The organism is Streptomyces sp. 130 (genome assembly GCF_007096885.1).
In the GTDB taxonomy this organism is placed as follows: Bacteria; Actinomycetota; Actinomycetes; order Streptomycetales; family Streptomycetaceae; genus Streptomyces.
In genome coordinates this window covers 78,024-96,247 of sequence record NZ_VJNO01000007.1, presented here as the reverse complement: position 1 = coordinate 96,247, position 18,224 = coordinate 78,024, and the positions used below count along the sequence as shown (strand labels likewise).

Annotated in this window: 19 protein-coding genes; 7 read left to right on the top strand and 12 right to left on the bottom strand. The window is 72.9% G+C overall.

Translation table 11 applies throughout. The features are described from left to right. Positions 1-136 precede the first annotated feature (136 nt). On the top strand, positions 137-985 hold the full coding sequence (locus FKN01_RS08770) for a (2Fe-2S)-binding protein (RefSeq protein WP_143618191.1): 849 nt from the start codon (positions 137-139) through the stop codon (positions 983-985). Between the two features lie 206 nt (positions 986-1,191). Further along, complete coding sequence (locus FKN01_RS08765) at positions 1,192-2,271, top strand: DUF2637 domain-containing protein (protein WP_143618189.1); 1,080 nt, start codon at positions 1,192-1,194, stop codon at positions 2,269-2,271. Positions 2,272-2,341: 70 nt separating this feature from the next. Here the strand turns inward: FKN01_RS08765 and FKN01_RS08760 are convergent, their stop codons facing one another. After that, entirely contained in the window at positions 2,342-2,707 is a 366-nt protein-coding gene (locus FKN01_RS08760; RefSeq protein ID WP_143618434.1) for an ATP-binding protein, read from the bottom strand. 156 nt (positions 2,708-2,863) lie between these two features. Continuing rightward, positions 2,864-4,735 carry a serine/threonine-protein kinase gene (locus FKN01_RS08755; RefSeq protein ID WP_143618187.1) on the bottom strand — a complete coding sequence of 624 codons (1,872 nt, stop codon included), beginning with the start codon at positions 4,733-4,735 and terminating at the stop codon, positions 2,864-2,866. A gap of 219 nt (positions 4,736-4,954) precedes the next feature. On the opposite strand from FKN01_RS08755, the gene FKN01_RS08750 reads away from it, so the two are divergent. Beyond that, on the top strand, positions 4,955-5,545 hold the full coding sequence (locus FKN01_RS08750) for a TetR/AcrR family transcriptional regulator (RefSeq protein WP_143618185.1): 591 nt from the start codon (positions 4,955-4,957) through the stop codon (positions 5,543-5,545). 2 nt (positions 5,546-5,547) lie between these two features. On the opposite strand, the gene FKN01_RS08745 is transcribed toward FKN01_RS08750, so the two are convergent. Further along, entirely contained in the window at positions 5,548-7,290 is a 1,743-nt protein-coding gene (locus FKN01_RS08745; RefSeq protein WP_143618183.1) for a pyruvate dehydrogenase, read from the bottom strand. Between the two features lie 114 nt (positions 7,291-7,404). Continuing rightward, positions 7,405-8,925: a protein phosphatase 2C domain-containing protein gene (locus FKN01_RS08740; protein WP_143618181.1), complete on the bottom strand. Its 1,521-nt coding sequence runs from the start codon at positions 8,923-8,925 to the stop codon at positions 7,405-7,407. Positions 8,926-9,191: 266 nt separating this feature from the next. Here FKN01_RS08740 and FKN01_RS08735 point away from each other — a divergent pair, with 266 nt between their 5' ends. Both FKN01_RS08735 and FKN01_RS08730 read left to right on the top strand, forming a co-directional pair. Then, entirely contained in the window at positions 9,192-10,169 is a 978-nt protein-coding gene (locus tag FKN01_RS08735; RefSeq protein WP_143618179.1) for a LuxR family transcriptional regulator, read from the top strand. A gap of 54 nt (positions 10,170-10,223) precedes the next feature. Continuing rightward, positions 10,224-10,706 (top strand): DUF456 domain-containing protein, encoded by a 483-nt coding sequence (locus FKN01_RS08730; RefSeq protein WP_185992793.1) that lies wholly within the window; start codon positions 10,224-10,226, stop codon positions 10,704-10,706. Here the strand turns inward: FKN01_RS08730 and FKN01_RS08725 are convergent. Both FKN01_RS08725 and rsgA read right to left on the bottom strand, forming a co-directional pair. Next, entirely contained in the window at positions 10,631-12,058 is a 1,428-nt protein-coding gene (locus FKN01_RS08725) for a DNA-3-methyladenine glycosylase 2 family protein (RefSeq protein WP_143618432.1), read from the bottom strand. The two genes, FKN01_RS08730 and FKN01_RS08725, sit on opposite strands and share 76 nt — an antisense overlap. Before the next feature lie 70 nt (positions 12,059-12,128). Beyond that, on the bottom strand, positions 12,129-13,295 hold the full coding sequence (gene rsgA / locus FKN01_RS08720) for a ribosome small subunit-dependent GTPase A (protein ID WP_143618177.1): 1,167 nt from the start codon (positions 13,293-13,295) through the stop codon (positions 12,129-12,131). 317 nt (positions 13,296-13,612) lie between these two features. Here rsgA and FKN01_RS08715 point away from each other — a divergent pair, with 317 nt between their 5' ends. Beyond that, a complete protein-coding gene (locus FKN01_RS08715; RefSeq protein ID WP_143618175.1) occupies positions 13,613-14,113 on the top strand; it encodes a DUF5949 family protein in 501 nt (166 codons plus the stop codon). A 104-nt stretch (positions 14,114-14,217) separates the two neighbouring features. Here the strand turns inward: FKN01_RS08715 and FKN01_RS08710 are convergent, their stop codons facing one another. The 6 genes from FKN01_RS08710 to FKN01_RS08690 all read right to left on the bottom strand — a co-directional run bounded on the left by FKN01_RS08710 (position 14,218) and on the right by FKN01_RS08690 (position 16,992). After that, positions 14,218-14,628, bottom strand: a complete 411-nt coding sequence (locus FKN01_RS08710) for a rodlin (RefSeq protein ID WP_143618173.1) — start codon at positions 14,626-14,628, stop codon at positions 14,218-14,220. Positions 14,629-14,747: 119 nt separating this feature from the next. Beyond that, entirely contained in the window at positions 14,748-14,918 is a 171-nt protein-coding gene (locus tag FKN01_RS32490; protein ID WP_185992792.1) for a hypothetical protein, read from the bottom strand. 114 nt (positions 14,919-15,032) lie between these two features. Continuing rightward, on the bottom strand, positions 15,033-15,443 hold the full coding sequence (locus FKN01_RS08705) for a rodlin (protein ID WP_143618171.1): 411 nt from the start codon (positions 15,441-15,443) through the stop codon (positions 15,033-15,035). A 103-nt stretch (positions 15,444-15,546) separates the two neighbouring features. Beyond that, the gene (locus FKN01_RS08700) at positions 15,547-15,837 is read right to left on the bottom strand and encodes a hypothetical protein (RefSeq protein WP_143618169.1); all 291 of its coding nucleotides are present in this window, start codon (positions 15,835-15,837) and stop codon (positions 15,547-15,549) included. Between the two features lie 251 nt (positions 15,838-16,088). Beyond that, positions 16,089-16,322: a chaplin gene (locus FKN01_RS08695; protein WP_143618167.1), complete on the bottom strand. Its 234-nt coding sequence runs from the start codon at positions 16,320-16,322 to the stop codon at positions 16,089-16,091. 268 nt (positions 16,323-16,590) lie between these two features. Further along, positions 16,591-16,992 carry a rodlin gene (locus tag FKN01_RS08690; RefSeq protein WP_143618165.1) on the bottom strand — a complete coding sequence of 134 codons (402 nt, stop codon included), beginning with the start codon at positions 16,990-16,992 and terminating at the stop codon, positions 16,591-16,593. Between the two features lie 380 nt (positions 16,993-17,372). On the opposite strand from FKN01_RS08690, the gene FKN01_RS33525 reads away from it, so the two are divergent. Then, on the top strand, positions 17,373-18,191 hold the full coding sequence (locus FKN01_RS33525) for a chaplin (protein WP_143618428.1): 819 nt from the start codon (positions 17,373-17,375) through the stop codon (positions 18,189-18,191). The last annotated feature ends 33 nt before the right edge of the window (positions 18,192-18,224 follow it).

The following is an 18,224-nucleotide window of genomic DNA, read 5'->3' as shown; positions in this document are numbered from 1 at the left end:
CTCGGCCGGTCACGGGCGCGCTCGCGCGTCGGGCGCCCTGTGTGCACGATAGGCGCAAGGGCCCTCAGTTCAAACATCGATCCGGCAGGGTAAGGTAAGGCTTACCTGCTGACGATCGTGAATCGGTGGTCCCCGCATGACCCTGCCCGCCCTGCTCCCCGCGGTGACGGCCTCACCCGTGGCCGACGCGTACGCGCGCCTGACCGAGGTCTTCCCCGGGCTGCGCGCCGAGATCCTGGCCGACGGCGAGCGCGCCCCCGGCGGCCCCGGCTGGGTGGGTGCGCACGAGCTGGCGGCCGGCGGCGAGGCCCTGGACACGTTTCTCGCCTTCGACGCCGAACAGGTGCGGCGGGACTACGGCCAGGAGGGCCGGCCCGACGTCATCGCCAGCTTCGGGCTGCACCGGTACGCCTGGCCGGCCTGCCTGCTGGTGACGGTGCCGTGGTTCCTGCACCGCCGGGTGCCCCGGGTCCCGGTGGAGGACGTCTCGTTCCAGCGGGCGCTGGGCCATCTGACGCTGCGGGTGCGGGAGTTCGCCTGCCTGCCCGACGACCCGGCGGCCGGCCTGCCGGGGGCCCGGGTGGTGGCCGACGAGGCGGCGCTGCGGTCCGAGGTGCTGGCCGCGGTGGCCGAACACCTGGGCCCGGTCCTCGACGGCTTCCGGCCCCGGATGCGGCGGGGGAAGCGGGCGCTGTGGGGGATGGCGACCGACGAGATCGTCGAGGGCCTCTGGTACGTCGCCCATCTGCTGGGCGAGGAGCGGCGGGCCATGACGGAGCTGGAGGCGCTGCTGCCGGGCGCCACCGCGCCGTACGTCGGCACCGCGGGCTTCCGCGAACTGACCGGGCCGAACGGGGAGTCGCTGCCGACCCGGGACCGGGCGAGCTGCTGCCTCTTCTACACGCTGCGCCCCGAGGACACCTGCGTCACGTGCCCGCGTACGTGCGACGAGGAGCGCGTCCGCAAGCTGACGCCCGCGCCCTGATCCACTCCGTCGGTTCCACACCGCCCGGACGGGTGGCACCTATTCGAACACCATGCGCACGGCACTGAAGGGCGTTCGACCAGAACGTCCATATCGAAGGTCTCCTGCACCCCATTGGCGTTCTCTTGCCCCGAAACCGCCTGGGCGGGGGAGGATTTCCGCCACGATGGCGCCCGAAACGCCCTACGTGACGCAAGGGACCGCGCATGAGACTGACCGACATATCGCTTGACTGGCTGCTTCCGGGCGCCGTGCTGCTCGTGGGGGTCATGGCGGCGGTGGCGGTGGTCGCGCGCGGAAGGCGCGCCTCTGACACGGCCTCGGCCGACGACAGCTGGGAACGCAGCGAGGAGCGGCGCAGACGCAAGGAAGCGCTGTACGCCACCGCCTCGTACGTGCTGCTGTTCTGCTGTGCGGCGGTCGCCGCCGCACTCTCCTTCCACGGGCTCGTCGGCTTCGGCGAGCAGAACCTCGGCCTTTCCGACGGCTGGGAGTACCTGGTGCCCTTCGGCCTGGACGGGGCGGCGATGTTCTGCTCGGTCCTGGCCGTGCGGGAGGCCAGCCACGGGGACGCGGCGCTCGGCTCGCGCCTCCTGGTGTGGACCTTCGCCGGCGCCGCCGCCTGGTTCAACTGGGTGCACGCGCCGCGCGGCGTCGACCACGCGGGTGCCCCGCACTTCTTCGCGGGCATGTCGCTCTCGGCCGCCGTGCTGTTCGACCGCGCGCTGAAGCAGACCCGCCGGGCCGCGCTGCGCGAGCAGGGCCTCGTGCCCCGCCCGCTGCCGCAGATCCGGATCGTGCGCTGGCTGCGCGCGCCCCGGGAGACCTTCGGCGCCTGGTCGCTGATGCTCCTCGAAGGCGTACGCACGCTGGACGAGGCGGTGGACGAGGTACGCGAGGACCGCAGGGAAAAGGAGCAGAACCGTCTCCGCAGAAGGGACCAGGAGAAGCTGGACCGGGCGCACATCAAGGCCCTGAACCGGCAGAACCGGGCCTGGGGCCGGCTCGGGCGGGGTGGCCCCCCGGTCGAGGTGGCCGCACTGGCCCCGGCGACGGGCTCCGCGCAGTCCGTCGCGGAGCCCGCCATATCCGAGCCGGGTCAGCTGCCCCTGCGACCCCGGCCATCCCTGCAAGCCGTGAACCACTCGAACTCGGCGAGCGTCACTGAACTGGGCGCGAGCGAATCGGCCGCGGTCGATCTGACCGCCGAGGACGACACCCAGGCCCTGCCCCGGCTCGATTCGCTGGAGCAGAAACTCAAGGACCTGGAGCAGCAGTTCGGCTGACACGGGAGGCGGACGCACGCGAACGGCCCTGGTGGTCCGCCCGAACGGCCCTGGTGGTCCGCGAGGACCGTCAGGGCCGTTCGCCGTCCAGCTCGAACCACACCACCTTGCCCAGCGCGCGGGGGCTGATCCCCCAGGAGTCGGCGAGGCTCTCCACCAGGACGAGGCCCCGGCCGTGCGTACCGTCGTCGGCGGACGGTACGTGCGGCTCGGGGTCCATTCCGGGGACGAAGTCCCGCACCTCCACGCGCAGGCGGCGGGGCGCTACGCTCACGGCGACGACCGCGCCCTCGTCCGTGTGCACCAGGGCGTTGGTCACCAGCTCGCTGAGCAGCAGCTCGGCGACGCGCGCCGGCTCCTCCTTCCACCGGTAGCGCAGTAACTCCCTTACCGCGCCCCGCACTTCTCCCACGGCGGCCAGGTCGGCCCGGTCCACCCTGCGATGCATCCGGGCCTCTTCTTGACGCTCCATCGTTTCCCCCGCCCACACGGTCATTCGCCCCCTGTCTCGAAGGTGCTCACGCAATGCATGCCCCGCCTACCGGCTGTCACGCTTGCGGAGTCCCACGGACCGGGGGGAATCGTGCGGGGCTCAGGCCCGCTTGTAGGAGTAGCCGTCGCCCGCACCCGCGTGGTACTGGATTCCGGTGGCGTCGACGGTGAAGAACGACGCCTCCAGCGTCGCGAAGCACCGGAAGTCCCGTTCGCCGACCGGTTTGGCGGCACTGACGTTGATGCGGCTGCCGCCGTTCGCCTTGGACGTCACCGTGGCCTGGTAGGTGCACGGCAGATACGGAACGTCGGACATGCGCACGACGCCCGCCCGGGAGATGCTGACCGTCTCGGGCTGACCGAAGTTCACCGACTCCGCGAGCTTCCAGGTACCCACGAACCCGGACGGGACCGTGCTGCCGCTGTCCGAGCCGCCGCTGGAGCCGCCCGTCGTGCTGGTGGAGCCCCCGCCGCCGGACGTGCTCGTGGAGCCGCCCGATCCGCTGCCGCCCGAACCGCCGCCGCTGGTCGTGGTGGAGGAGCCGCCACCGGTGGAGGACGAGCCGCCCCCCGTGGCGGACGAGCCACCGCCGCCCGTGTCCCCGCCGTCCCGGCCGTCCTTGCCGGGCTCCCCGTCCTTGCCGTCCTCGCCGTCCTCGCCGGCGTCCGCCGTCTTCTCGTTCTTGCCGGGCGACTTGCTGGGCGACGCCTTCGGGCTCTTGCTGCCGGCCGGGGACGCGCTGCCCCCCGCCGAGGGCTCCGGTGCGGCGGCCGGGCCCGTCGAGGTGGCGGCCGGGGGCGCCGCGCGCGCGTCGCCGTCGTGGCTGAACGGCTGGAGCATGACCAGCGTGCCGCCCCCGCCGCCGAGGACGACCACCAGCGGTACGGTGACCAGCCAGGGGCGGCGGCGCTTCGGCTTCTCCTTCTCGTCCGTCTCCTGGCCCGCCTCCGCCGCCTCGGGCGCCGCCCGGAGGTCCACCGTGGCCCGGTCGCCCTCCTGCCGCAGCGGCTCCGCCTCCGCGTCGAGCAACTGCGCGGACTGGCGGGCCAGATGGCTCACGACGGCGGCGGGCAGCCAGGAGGCGGCGACCGGGCCGGCCTCGCGCCCGGGCTCGGCCAGCAGCTCGTCCACGGAGGGCCGGTCCTCGATCGGCTTGACCAGGAGCCGCGCGATCAGCGCCTTGAGATCCGCGTCCCGGACGCGCTTGAGCTCGGGCTCGGCCTCGGCGATCCGGTACATGATCGCGTGCTGGTTGCTCGCCCCGTGCCCGAAGGGGAGCGTCCCGGTCGCCGCGTACGTCAGGACGCAGCCGAGGGTGAAGACGTCGCTCTTCGGCACCGCGCTCTCGCCCCGGACCTGCTCCGGGGCCATGAAGCCGGGCGAGCCGATCATCATCCCGGTGCTGGTGAGCAGGGACTCGACGGTGGTCCCGACGGCGCGGGCGATCCCGAAGTCGATGACCTTGGGCCCCTCCATCGTGAGCATCACGTTGGACGGCTTGAGGTCGCGGTGGACGATGCCCGCCGCGTGGATGTCCTTCAGCGCGTGCAGCAGCCCCGTGGCGAGGGCCCGCACCGAGGCGGCGGGCAGGGCGCCGTGGCCCCGCACCACCTGTTCCAGGGAGAGCCCGGGGACGTAACCGGTGGCGACCCAGGGGTATTCGGCGTCCGGGGCCGCGTCCAGGACGGGCGCGGTCCAGCGCTCTCCGACGCGCCGTGCCGCCTCGACCTCGCGCCGGAAGCGGGCCCGGAACTGCGGGTCCGCGACGTGCTCGGCGTGCACCACCTTCACCGCGACCGTCCGGCCGCCGTCGGAGCGGGCGAGGTAGACCCGGCCCATGCCGCCGGCGCCGAGCCGGCCGAGCAGCAGGTAGGGCCCGACGCGCACCGGGTCCGTCGGTGTCAGCGGCTTGATGCCTCCGTCGAGGTAGTCCTCGTTGTCCGCGCGGTCGTCGTTGTTCACGCCGGTCATGTCCGAGCGCTCCCCGTATGTCCCGGACAGCGGCCTCCAAGACCGCCTCCGTCTTCCGAAATCCCCACGTACGTCGGCGACTTGGCGCGACGAACGTTCAGTGTGAAGCAAAGCGGGCGCCAATTGGAACATCTTCCGGAAACAATTCCGGAACCTTCTTCTACGCTGTTCCCGGCACCACCATGAGGAGCCAGGGATTCCGGAAGCGGGGGCGGCGCGATGAGTCGAAAGCAGCGGCGCGGGGAGGCCACGGCCGCCCAGGTGCTCGACACCGCCCTGAAGCTGTACGCGGCCGAGGGCGAGGCGGGTCTCACGCTGAGTGCCATCACCTCGGCCAGCGGTGTGAGCGCCGGCAGCGTCTACCACCACTTCGGCAGCCTTCAGGGGGTGGTCCTCACCCTCGCGCAGACCTGGCTGGGCCGCCTCCTCGACGAGGTGGCCGGGGCGCTCGAAGACGTCACGGACGCGCGCGGCGGGGTGCGCGCGCTGACGGAGACCTACCTCCGCTTCGTCCAGGAACATCCGGACGCGGCCCGGCTGATGCACTCGGCCACCGCCGACCGCGAGGCCATCACCGACGCGCGGCGGCTCCGGGGCGCCCAGGAGGCCCGGATCGCCCCGCTCGCCGCCTGGCTCCACGCCCACCGCGAGTCGGGCGAGCTGGCCGCACTGCCGCTGCCGGTCCTGGAATCACTGATCCTGGGACCGGTGACGGGCATCGCGCGGCGCTGGCTCGCGGTGGGCGACATCGACATCGAGGAGGCCGTCCGCACGGTCCCGGCTCACATCTGGCGCTCCGTCAGCCCGTGAATTCAGGGGCGGGGCACGTTGCGGAGGTTGGAGCGGGCCATCTGGAGCATCCGGCCCACCCCGCCGTCGAGGACGATCTTGCTGGCCGACAGGGCGAAGCCGGTCACCATGTCCGCGCTGATCTTCGGCGGGATGGAGAGCGCGTTGGGGTCGGTGACGACATCGACCAGCGCCGGGCCCTTGTGCTTGAAGGCGTCCTTGAGCGCGCTGTGCAGCTCCTTGGGCTTCTCGACGCGGACGCCGTACGCCCCCGCCGCGCGCGCCACGGCGGCGAAGTCCGGGTTCTTGTTGGTCGTCCCGAACGAGGGCAGGCCGCCGACCAGCATCTCCAACTCCACCATGCCCAGCGAGGAGTTGTTGAACAGGACCACCTTGACCGGCAGGTTGTACTGGACGAGGGTCAGGAAGTCGCCCATGAGCATGGTGAATCCGCCGTCGCCCGACATCGAGACCACCTGCCGGCCACGGTCGGTGAACTGGGCCCCGATGGCCTGCGGCAGCGCGTTGGCCATCGAGCCGTGGCTGAACGAACCGATGACCCGCCGCTTGCCGTTGGGCGTCAGATAGCGGGCCGCCCAGACGTTGCACATGCCGGTGTCGACGGTGAACACCGCGTCGTCGTCGGCCAGTTCGTCCAGCACCGAGGCCACGTACTCGGGATGGATCGGGACGTGCTTCTCGACCTTGCGGGTGTAGGCCTTGACCACGCCCTCCAGGGCGTCGGCGTGCTTCTTCAGCATCCGGTCGAGGAACTTGCGGTCGTTCTTCACCTTCACCCGGGGCGTGAGGCAACGCAGCGTCTCACGGACGTCGCCCCAGACGGCCAGGTCCAGCTTGGTGCGCCGGCCGAGGTGTTCCGGCCGCACATCGACCTGCACGATCTTCACGTCGTCGGGCAGGAAGGCGTTGTACGGGAAGTCGGTGCCGAGCAGGATCAGCAGGTCGCACTCGTGGGTGGCCTCGTAGGCGGCGCCGTAGCCGAGCAACCCGCTCATGCCGACGTCGTACGGATTGTCGTACTGGATCCACTCCTTGCCGCGCAGGGCGTGCCCGACCGGGGACTTGATCCGTTCGGCGAACTCCATGACCTCGGCGTGCGCGCCCGCCGTGCCGCTGCCGCAGAACAGCGTCACCCGCTTGGCCTCGTCCACCATCCGGCACAGCTTCTCGATCTCGCCGTCACCCGGCCGCACGGTGGGGCGCGAGGTGACCAGGGCGTGCTCGGCGGACCGCTCCGGGGCGGGCTGCCCGGCCACGTCGCCCGGCATGGTCACGACGCTGACGCCGCCCTGGCCGACCGCGTGCTGGATGGCGGTCTGGAGCAGCCGGGGCATCTGCTGCGGGTTGGAGATCATCTCGTTGTAGTGGCTGCACTCCTGGAAGAGCAGCTCGGGGTGGGTCGCCTGGAAGTAGTTGAGCCCGATCTCGCTCGACGGGATGTGCGAGGCCAGTGCGAGCACGGGGGCCATGGAGCGGTGGGCGTCGTACAGGCCGTTGATGAGGTGCAGGTTGCCGGGCCCGCACGACCCGGCGCAGGCCGCCAGGTCCCCGGTGATCTGCGCCTCCGCGCCGGCCGCGAACGCCGCCGTCTCCTCGTGCCTGACCTGGATCCAGTCGATGTCCGGGTGCCGCCGGACGGCGTCGACCACCGGGTTGAGGCTGTCCCCGACGACCCCGTAGAGGCGCTTGACGCCCGCCCGGGCGAGGATGTCGACGAACTGCTCCGACACGTTCTGCTTGGCCATGGGTGACGCACTCCCTCTGCCTGTGCTCCGTGCACGTCCGGCTGTCCGGGACTCGGGGCGCCAAACCCCGGCCCGGACGGGTATCCGGAATCCATCAACCCATGGTGTGCGCCGTTACGCCTCCCAGACGCCGACCGCCGTCCGGTCGTCCGCGTACCCCTTCACCCGGACCTGGGTGTCCGCGAGGAACGCCCCGAGACCCGGTGCCGCCACGGGCGACCAGCGCGTGGCGAGCTCGGCGGCCAGCTCCGGTTCGCCGCGCAGCGGGTCGGCGAGGCCCGCCCCGCACAGCAGCAGGGTGTCCCCCGGCCGGGCGACGGAAGCGCGGAAGCGGAACGGTTCGGCAGGAGGCGGGAGCGGGTCCTCGACAAATGGGGCGGGACCGGTGGCGATGCCCAGGTCCATGGTCAGCCGGTCGCCGTCCGGGCCGCTCTCGGGCGGGCTCTGCGGCACGGACGAGCCGAATCCGACCACCGGCTCGCCGCTCAGCGCGGCGGGCGGCGGCAGAGCCGGTTCCAGGTCGTGCCAGCTGCCGTCCCGGAGTCGGAAGAGGCCCCCGGCGCCGATGCCGAAGAAGACCCGGGTGCGGCATCCGGGGTCGGCGGGCAGCAGCAGGCAGCGCAGGCTCGCGGAGTACGCGGCCGGCTCGACGCCCAGTTCGGCGGCGCGGGCGCGCAGCTTGCCGAAGGCGCGGTCGGTGAGCCGGTGGAGCCCGGACTTCAGGTCGGCGCGGCGGCCCGCCCTTATGTCGTCGGAGAGCCGGGAGTGGCTGCGCCCGACCGCCTCGCCGATCCAGTGGCAGGCGTCCGCCGCCGCGGTGTGCGCCCCCTGCGCGCCCCGGGAGGCGCCCGCGACGGCCACCAGCACCAGCGCGTTCTCCCCGCTCCCGAAACGCGCCGTCAGCAGCGCGTCCCGGCGCGGTTCGCCACGGAACCGGGCCGAGTCGCCGCGTACGGACGCCGCACGCAGCGTGTACGTCCCGTATGTGGCGCCGTCCAGCACCGTGTCCGGGACGACGCGGTCCAGCTCGTACGGGTCGGTCGCGGGCAGCGCGGTGGGCTCGGCGTCGTAGGTGGGCGGCCGGGCCCCGACATGGGCGACCAGGGGCCGGGGCCCCTCGGCGGGCTCCGCCGGCGCCTCCTCGGCGGCCGGTCCGTCCGCCGCGGCCCGCTCGGCGACGGGCCGGCCGGGCAGCGGGGGCTCGGCGCGCCCGCCCGGAAGGCGCGGGTCCGCCACGGCGGGCGGCTCGGGTCCGGGGTCCGGCGGCGGGGGCTCGGGGGCCGGCCCGGGAAACGTGCGGGGCAGCGCGGGGCCGGTCAGCGGCTCCCAGGGGGCGCGGGCCGGTGCCCGCACGGCCGACGGCGCGCGGGCGCCCGGGTCCGGCCGCTTCTCTCCGGGCCGGCGGGCGACGGCGTCCGGCCCGGCCGGCTGCGGCTCCTCCCGGGGCTCGGGTATCTCCAACGGCGTGCCGTTCGCGGCGTCCTTCCCGGTCGCCACCGTGCCGGACGCGGAATCGAAGCGGTCGTCGAGGCTGTCGGCGGCCTGGGCCGCCCCGGCGTCCGGGGCGGAATCGTCGTACAGCCTGCGCCACCAGTCGTCCTCGCGGGCCGCGGGCCTCTCCCCCTGCTGACTCATGTCCTTATTGTCGACCGCGGGGGCCGCACGAAAACGGGCATCCGGAAAATGGGTCCGCCGGGCGTCCCCCCCCCCCACGGGAAGGACGCCCGGCGGACCGGTCCGGGAAGCGGTGCCGGACAGGGCCGGCGGTCCCGCTGTGCCGCCACATTGGCAGAGTGGCGCACCGTACGGCGATGATGTGCCGTGGCGAGATCACGCCGTGGCGACTTTTCGCCACGGCGTGCGCCGAGACGCGTACGCACTGGTCCGGGGAGGGGTCGGGGATGCTGGCAGCCATAGGTCTCGACGAACGGCAGGAGTCGGCCTACCGCGCACTGGTGGCGCTGGGAGCGGCCGAGGTGTCCGACCTCTCGCACCGGCTGGCGCTCCCCGAGCAGGACACGGAACGCGCGCTGCGCCGGCTGGAGCAGCACGGCCTGGCCGCCCAGTCCTCCGCCCGCACGGGCCGCTGGGTCGCGGCGCCGCCCGGGGTCGCCCTGGGGGCCCTGCTCACCCAGCACCGCCATCAGCTGGAACAGGCCGAGCTGGCGGCGGTCCTGCTCGCCGAGGAGTACCGCGCCGACGCCGTCGAACCGGCCGTCCACGACCTGGTCGAGGTGGTCACCGGGGCGAGCGCGGTGGCCCACCGCTTCCACCAGCTCCAGCTGGGCGCGACGAGCGAGGTGTGCGCGCTGGTCACCGGGAAGCCGATCGCGGTCAGCGGCCTGGACAACGAGTCGGAGGAGGAGGCGGCCACCCGGGGCGTCTCGTTCCGGGTGGTCGTGGAGCGCGAGGTGCTGAACCTGGAGTCCGGACTCGTCGAGCTGTCGGCGGCGCTCAGCCGCGACGAGCAGTGCCGGGTGGTCCCCCGGGTTCCGACGAAGCTGGTGATCGCCGACGGGGCGCTGGCCATGGTGCCGCTGACCGGCCGGGGCGCGGAGCCCGCCGCGCTGGTCGTCCACGCGTCGGGGCTGCTGGAGTCGCTGACCGGGCTCTTCGAGGCGGTGTGGCGGGAGGCGATGCCGTTGCGGCTCGGCGAGAGCGGCGCGGTCCTGGTGGAGCCGGGCGGGCCGGACCCGACCGATCTGGAGATCCTGTCGCTGCTGCTGGCGGGCCTGACCGACGCGAGCGTCGCCAAGCAGCTGGACCTGGGCCTGCGGACCGTGCAGCGCCGGGTCAAGGGCCTGATGGAGCTGACGGGCGTCTCCACCCGCCTCCAGCTCGGCTGGCACGCGTACGAACGGGGCTGGGTGGCCCGTTAGGGCCCGCCCGGGTCAGAACGGGCGGGACCGGGTGGACTCCGGCACGCTGGTCAGATGAGTGTGTGGCAGCTCGTCGCCGTCGGACTGGTGATGCTGCTCGGTCTGGTCGGTGTGCTGGTGCCGGGCGTGCCGGGGCAGGCGATCGTCTGGGCCGCCGTCCTGTGGTGGGCGCTCACCGACATGACCCCGGCCGCGTGGGCCGTGCTGATCGGCTCCACGGCGCTGCTCCTGCTCGTCCAGGCCCTCAAACCGCTTCTGCCGCCGCGCCGGCCCCGTGAGTCGGGGGCACCACGCAGGACCCTGCTGCTGGGCGGGGTCGGTGCGATCGCCGGCTTCTTCGTGCTGCCCGTCGTCGGGGCGGTCGTCGGATACGTCGGGGTGATCTTCGGGGCGGAGCGGCTGCGCCTCGGCAGCCGGGGCGCGGGCTGGGCGTCGGTCCGCTCGGTGATGCGGGCGACCGGTTACTCCGTACTCGTGGAGCTCTTCGCGTGCCTGCTGGTGACGGGCGCCTGGCTGTCCGCGCTGATCTGGGGCTGAGCCGCGCGCCGCGCCCGCCGCACCCCGTACGAGCGCCAGGGGCGCCAGCCGGTCGCGCCGGGGGTGCCGTACGGGTCCACGTCCGGGTCGCCCAGGCCGCGCATCCGGATCAGCGCGGCGGTGGCGGGTCCGAGGCCGGGCAGCCGGGCAAGCCCCCGCTCGGCCTCGTCGCGGTCGGCGCCCGCGTCCAGGCGTACGGTGCCGTCGGCGAGCGCGGTCGCCAGGGCCCGCAGGGCCGGGTCGCCGGCCGCGTCGGCGAGCACGGCCGGCTCGGGGAAGACGTGGGTCAGCGCACCGCACGGCGCGTCCAGCGCCTTGCCGTACTCCTCGACCAGCTCCCCCGCCGCCGCGTCGCCCACCAGGGCCCGCACGGCGAACTCCGCGGCGTCGGCCGCGCCCGGCGCGCGCACGCCCGGCCGGGCCGCGACATCCGGGGCGAGCGAGGGATCGGCGGACAGGCGCTCGTCCACCGCGTACGGGTCGGCGTCGAGGTCGAAGAGCCGGCGCAGCCGCTGGACGGCCGTGGTGAGGTCGCGGAGATCGGTGAGGTGGATGCGGGCGTCCAGCCAGTTCCCGGCGGACCGCTCGTCCACCGAGGTGACGGCGGTGCCGTGGGGGAGGCGCAGCGTGCGCCGGTAGGTGCGCCGGCCGGGCTCCCCCACGACCTCCTCGACGCGGGCGACCGGTGCGGCGGCGATCAGGTCGAAGACGTCCCCGGCGGCGTACGGCCCCCGGTGGGCGAGCCGGAGCGGGATGCCGGTGGCGCCGGCCCGGCGGGCCGCGATGCCCGGCCCGGTACCGGCTTCGGCGCGCAGGGCGCTCGGGGTGCGGGCGTAGATCCGCCGGACGGTGTCGTTGAACTGGCGCAGGCTGCCGAACCCGGCCGCGAAGGCGATCTCGGTGACGGGCAGGGTGGTGGTCTGGAGCAGGACCCGGGCGGTATGGGCGCGCTGGGCGCGCGCCAGGGCGACGGGTCCGGCGCCGAGTTCGGCGTTGAGCTGGCGCTGCACCTGGCGTGAGCTGTAACCGAGCCGGTGGGCGAGCCCGGGGACGCCTTCCCGGTCCACCACACCGTCGCCGATCATCCGCATGGCGCGCCCGACCACATCGGCCCGGACGTTCCACTCGGCGGAGCCGGGTACGGCGTCCGGGCGGCAGCGGCGGCACGCCCGGAAGCCGTGGGTCTGGGCCGCCGCCGCCGTCGGGTAGAAGCGGACGTTCTTCCGCTTGGGGGTGACGGCGGGGCAGCTCGGCCGGCAGTAGATGTCGGTCGTCTCGACGGCGAAGAAGAACTCGCCGTCGAAACGCGCGTCACGGCTGCTGACCGCCTCGTACCTGGTCTCCTCGTCCATCACACCGTCCAGTGTGCGCCCCGCCGGACACCGTCACTCGCGGTTTTCGGACGCGGACCAGGGGGGTGTACTACCGGATGCGGCCGCGCTTGGCGTCCATCGCGGCCCGGCCCTCGGCCCCCTTCCGCTTCCAGTCGCGCCGGATCTCGGCCCGGACACGGGCGTCGGTCTTGGCGACGATGCGCTGGTTCTCGCGCTGGAGCTTGCGGTAGCTGTCGAAGCGGCGCTCGGGCAGCGTGCCGTCCTCGATCGCCTCCCGCACGGCGCAGCCGGGCTCCGCCTCGTGGGCGCAGTCGTGGAACCGGCAGCCCTCGGCCAGCTCCTCGATCTCGGAGAAGACCTGGCCGACGCCGACCCCGGCGTCCCAGAGGCCGACCCCGCGCAGCCCGGGGGTGTCGATGAGCACTCCGCCGGACGGCAGCACGAGCAGGTTGCGGGTGGTGGTGGTGTGCCGGCCCTTGCCGTCCACGTCGCGGGCGGCCCGGACCTCCATCACGTCCCGGCCGAGCAGCGTGTTGGCGAGGGTGGACTTGCCGGCGCCGGACGCCCCGAGCAGCACGCTCGTACCGCCGGAGACGATCGCGGAGAACACGTCGATGCCCTCGCCGCTGGTGGAGCTGACCGGGAGCACCTGCACGCCGGGGGCGACGCGCTCGATGTCCTGGACGAGGTGGGAGAGGGTGACCGCGTCCGGGACCAGGTCGGCCTTGGTGAGGACGACGAGCGGTTCGGCGGTCCGCTCGGCCGCCCCGGTGGCGTCGCCGAGCAGCGCGTCGCCGGCGGAGCTGGACATGGCGAGGGCCAGGAACCGCTCGACGCGGCCCAGGTCCAGCTCGACGGCCAGCGAGACGCAGATGACGACGTGGTCCACGTTGGTGGCGAGCACCTGGCCCTCGGAGCGCTTGGACGAGGTGGAGCGTACGAAGGCGGTGCGCCGCGGCAGCAGCGTACGGACGAACCGCGGGTCGCCGTCGGCGTCGACGGCGGCCCAGTCGCCGGTGCAGACGATCCGCATCGGGTCGCGCGGCACGACGAAGGCGGTGTCCGCCCAGACGGTGCCCTCGGGCGTGACGATGTCGCAGCGCCCGCGGTCCACCCGCACCACGCGGCCGGGCACCAGTCCCCGGGCGGCGTACGGGGCGAACTCGGCGGCCCAGTCGTCGTCCCAGCCGTACGCGGCGAGCGGGTGCGAAGAGGTGGGGAGGGAGGAGGGAGCGGAGAAGGACGGGAGAGACAAGGGAGACCCTTCACAGGGTGGCCCGGCCGTGCGCGTGGAGGCGCGAAGAGGTCAGCCGGTGGCCACGGAGGTGACAAAGAGGAACTTCGACTCGTGGGCAGCGCCCACCGCAACGACCGTCGTCAATGTCCTCACCTCCGCATTCGTCCCGAACCGGTACCGGCGGCCGGTCGGCCGTCCGTCTCGTCGCACACCCTAGCCCCCGTCGCTCCGGCGGCTCAACGGATTATTCCGCGCGGACCCGGTCGCGGCACTCGTCCCCCGATCGGGTGATACGCATGGAGTTCGACCGGTCGCGGACGGTTAGGGTGCCGCACATGACCTCCCCCCAGACAGCCAACGGCACGTTCACCCAGGCCCAGTTGGGCTCCCTCATCCTGATCGGCTGGAGCGGCGAGTACCGGCAGACCGGGCGCGACGCCGCCTTCCTGCTCGCCTACTCGCTGGGCGACGGATCGGACGGCCCGGCGGCCGGCGAGCACGCCATGCGGCTCGCGTTGCAGCGCAGCGGGCTCACCGTCGGCACAGACGCGGTGCGGGCCGACGAGACGCCGGGGCTCCCCGTGAAGCTCCTCGTCCAGGCCGGCCAGGCGGTGCTGACGCTGCCCCACTTCACCGCGCAGTACCCGGTGCCGCCCGAGTGGCTGGCGGCGGCGTCCGAACAGGGCGAGGTGCACGTCATGTTCGCGACCCGCCCCTGGCCGCAGGGCGCGCCCGGGCTCCCGGTGGGCGAGGCGGAGCTGCGGGCCTTCGCGGGCGACCCGGAGGTCATCGCGACCTCGGCGCACTGCGTGCTCCCGGTACGCAGCCTCGGCTGACCCGGTCCATGGCGGAGGCCCACCACCCGGCGGGGGTGGTGGGCCTCCGTGCTGCCCTACGCGCACACACCGCACAGGACGGACGGCGCGGGCGCGGCGAGCGATCAGTTGTTGCCGACGCCGTTCCCGGAGATGATCGGGAGGTCGTCCACCAGGTGCGACAGAGGCTCGTCGCCCTTGGCCTGGGTGGAGTTGTCGGCGCACTGCTGGTTCTGCGGGTTGGACAGGACGTTGATGTCCTGGGCCGTGATCGGCACGAGCAGGCCGACCAGCGAGCCCGCGTTCACCTTGACCGGGGCGCCCACGCACAGGTCGTTCAGCGAGCCCTGGATGAGCTGCGCCTGCGGGCTGCCGTCGCCCCGGGTCACGCTGTTCCCGTAGGAGCTGGTGGCGCCGTTGCCGTTGACGGAGGTGGTGCCCTGGTCGTTGCCGATCGCCATGGCCGAGGGGGCCGCGGCGGCCGTCAGGCCGACCAGGGACACGGCCACTGCCGCGCCGGCCATCATCTTCTTCATCACGCTTCACCTTTCGGAGCGTTCCGCTCTGGAACGTACTGATCAACCCCGTGCGGACGCTTGGGTTCCGCTGATCCACCCAAATGGGTTCGATCCCGCATGAGTTCGACGGCCCGGCCTCAGCCCCGGCCGCCCGCCTCGGCCGAGGTGCGCGCCGGGGGCACGAGTCCGGCCGTACGGGCGGGGCCGGGGTCCGGTGCCGGTTCGGCGCGGGCGGCCCGCCACTCGGCGAGGAGCCGGTCGTAGATCGGGGTGGCGCTGTCGGGGTGCCGGCTGTGGTGCTGGTCCATGCGGAGGCCCTACCCGGTGCGGCGGGAAACGGCCGCCCGCACTACGGCGAACGGCCCAGCGAGCCGCCCTTTCGGGCGGCTGCCGGGCCGCGTGTGACGCGCCGTCAGTTCCGGTCAGTTGTTGCCGGCACCGTTGCCCGAGAGGATCGGGAGGTCGTCCAGGATGTGCGACAGAGCCTCGTCGCCCTTGGCCTGGGTGGAGTTCTCGGTGCACTGCTGGTTCTGCGGCGAGGACAGGACGTTGATGTCCTGGAGCGTGATCGGCACGACGCCGATCAGCGAGCCGAGGTTGGCCTTGGCCGGCAGGGCGATGCAGGGCTTGTTGAGCGAGCCCTGGATGAGCGCGAACTGCGGGCTCCAGTCACCGTGGGTGGCGGAGTTGCCGTACGCCTGCATGGCACCGTTGCCGTTGACGGTGGTGGTGCCCTGGTCGTTGCCGATGGCCATGGCCGACGGGGCGACCGCGGCGGAGACGCCGACGATCGATGCGGCGACGGCCGCCGAGGCCATCATCTTCTTGATCATGAAACTGCCCTTCTGGTTTTCTCTGGTTGCCCGCCGGAGCCGAGCGCACTGATCAACTCGGCGCGGCGGGAATGGTTGTGGCACATCACCCGAAAGGTGCGGGTCACTTCGCGAGCGGGAGGCCTCCGAGGAGGGGGGCCGCGCCCTTGGCCGCGTCGGTGGCCTGGCCGGCCACCTTGGCGACGGTGCCGTCCTCGTGCAGGCGCTCGGCGGCGCCGCTGACGGTGTCGACCACCGGATTGACCGCCTGGGGGGCCGCCGCGACCACCTGGTTGACGCCTCCGTCGAGGCTGAAGCTGGGGGCCGTGGTGGTGGTGACGGCGAAGGCGGGGGCAGCCGTGCCGAGTGCGACCACGGAACCGGCGACGAGTGCGGCGGACTTCGCGTACTTCACTTTCGGGTTCCCTTCTCGGCGGCGGCCGTTCCGGTCGCATGTCCGCGCCGCACGGGCCTTCTCTGGCCGTGTCCTCCGCCGCCCTTTCCCTGGCTAACGAACCGGATACGGCGGGGAAACTGGACGGCGCGGAATTTCTCGGAGCCGCGGCGGCTTCTCCACCGCCGAAGGGCGGGCACGGGAAAAGCCCCGGACCGCCGTGAGTGCGGGGGCCGGGGCTTTTCGAGCCGAGCGAATTCGGCGGGCCTGAATCAGTCGTTGATGCAGACGTTGCCGAAGGCCGGGTTCAGCAGGCCGACGACGTTGATGGTGTTGCCGCAGACGTTGACCGGGACGTGCACCGGCACCTGGATGGTGTTGCCGGAGATGACACCCGGGGAGTTCACGGCGGCGCCCCCGGCGCCCGCGTCGGCGAAGGCCGGGGCGGCGGCACCCATGGCCATGAGCGTACCGGCGGCGACGGCGGCAATCTTGGTGTACTTCACTGGAAACCCTTTCTTGTGCGGAGTCCGGAGCGGCCACGGCTTTCGGGCCGCACGAGCGCGGACCTGATCGCTCGTAACTCCGCCGCTTTCATTCGTAACGATTTCGGGCGGTACGCGACACTGCTCGGCGAGGAGATTGTGGGAATACCGCCCGAATGATGCAGTTCCGGTCAGCCGACCGTGCGCCCGCCCGCGAGGGGCGGGCGGCAGCGGGCCCGGGCCGCTCGGAGGAGGAACACCGACGGCCCGGGCCCGGGGAGGGGCCGGATCAGCGGTTGCCGACGCCGTTGCCCGAGAGGACCGGGATGCCGTCCAGGATGTGCGACAGCGGCTCGTCGCCCTTGGCCTGGGTGGAGTTCTCGGTGCACTGCTGGTTCTGCGGGTTGGACAGGACGTTGACGTCCTGGACCGTAATCGGGACGAGGCCGATCAGCGAGCCGAGGTTCGCCTTGACCGGCAGGCCGACGCAGGGCTTGTTCAGCGAGCCCTGGACCAGGTCGAACTGCGGGCTGCCGTCGCCGCGCGTCTCAGCGTTGCCGAACACCTGCGAGGCACCGTTGCCGTTGACCGAGGTCGTACCACCGTCGTTGCCGATGGCCATCGCCTGCGCGGCGCCGAGCCCGAGGATGGAGGCGGCGACGGCACCCGTAGCCAGGACCTTCTTGATCACGATGAACCCTTCTTGTACTGGACGCCCCGTGGCCGGAGCTCCCTGATCAACTCACCGTCCGGCGTTTGGTTATCGGCATTCACCCGAATGCCCGGAAGACACGGACGCCCGTACGAAAGTGATCGAGACATACTGACGGAAATCGAGAGGCGAAACGTTCACTCGTGACCCGGCCGCGCGAGCACAAGAATTTCACCGGATTCACGTTTCTCACGCACGCGGGCGTCGTTATGGGTGACGTCGAGCTCGCCCGCCGGGAGGCCCCGTTCACCGGACGGGACCGACGGCTGTGGCACCGCCTGATGAACGAACTGCGGGCCGTGCGCCCGCGAGAAATGTCCCAAGGAAGGGCACCAATGCGAAAAGCCTTGAGTAAGAGCATGCTCGTCATGGCGGCGGCGTCAGGCATCCTGACCGCCTCGGGCGGTTATGCCTTCGCCGACGCCTCGGCCGACGGTGCCGCTGTCGGCTCGCCGGGCGTCGGCTCGGGCAACGCCGTGCAGGTCCCGGTGCACGTCCCCGTCAACCTCTGCGGCAACACGATCAACGTGATCGGCGCGCTGAACCCCGCCTTCGGCAACGAGTGCGAGAACGAGGGCGGCGACGCGGAGGCCGGTGACGCCCAGGGCGCGAGCGCCGAGGGCGTGGCCGCCGGCTCCCCCGGCGTGCTCTCGGGCAACCTGATCCAGGTGCCGGTCGACGTCCCGGTGAACGTCTGCGGCAACACGGTCAACGTGGTCGGCCTGCTCAACCCGGCCGCCGGCAACGAGTGCGAGAACGGCGACGACGAGGGCAACCCGCCCACCGAGGAACCGCCGACGGAGAACCCGCCGCACAAGCCGCCGCACCACCACACGCCCCCGCACCACAAGCCGCCGACCGGGCACCACGACCACGACTGCGACTGCGGCCACGAGCACAACCCGCCGAAGCCGCCGAAGCCGCCGGTGCACCAGCACGACGACGACTGCCCGCCCAGCCACCACCACAACCCGCCGAAGCCGCCCACGGAGAACCCGCCCACGCACAACCCGCCGACCCACACCGGTTGGCACCACACGCCTCCGAAGCACCACAAGCCGCCGCAGATGGCGCACACCGGTGCCAACGAGAACCTGGGCATCGCCGGTGGCGCCAGCGCCGCGCTGGTGCTCGGCGGCGGCCTGCTGATGCGCCGCGCCCGCGCCGCGCAGAAGTGAGCTGACGCTCCCCCGAGCACGAAGAGGTCCGGT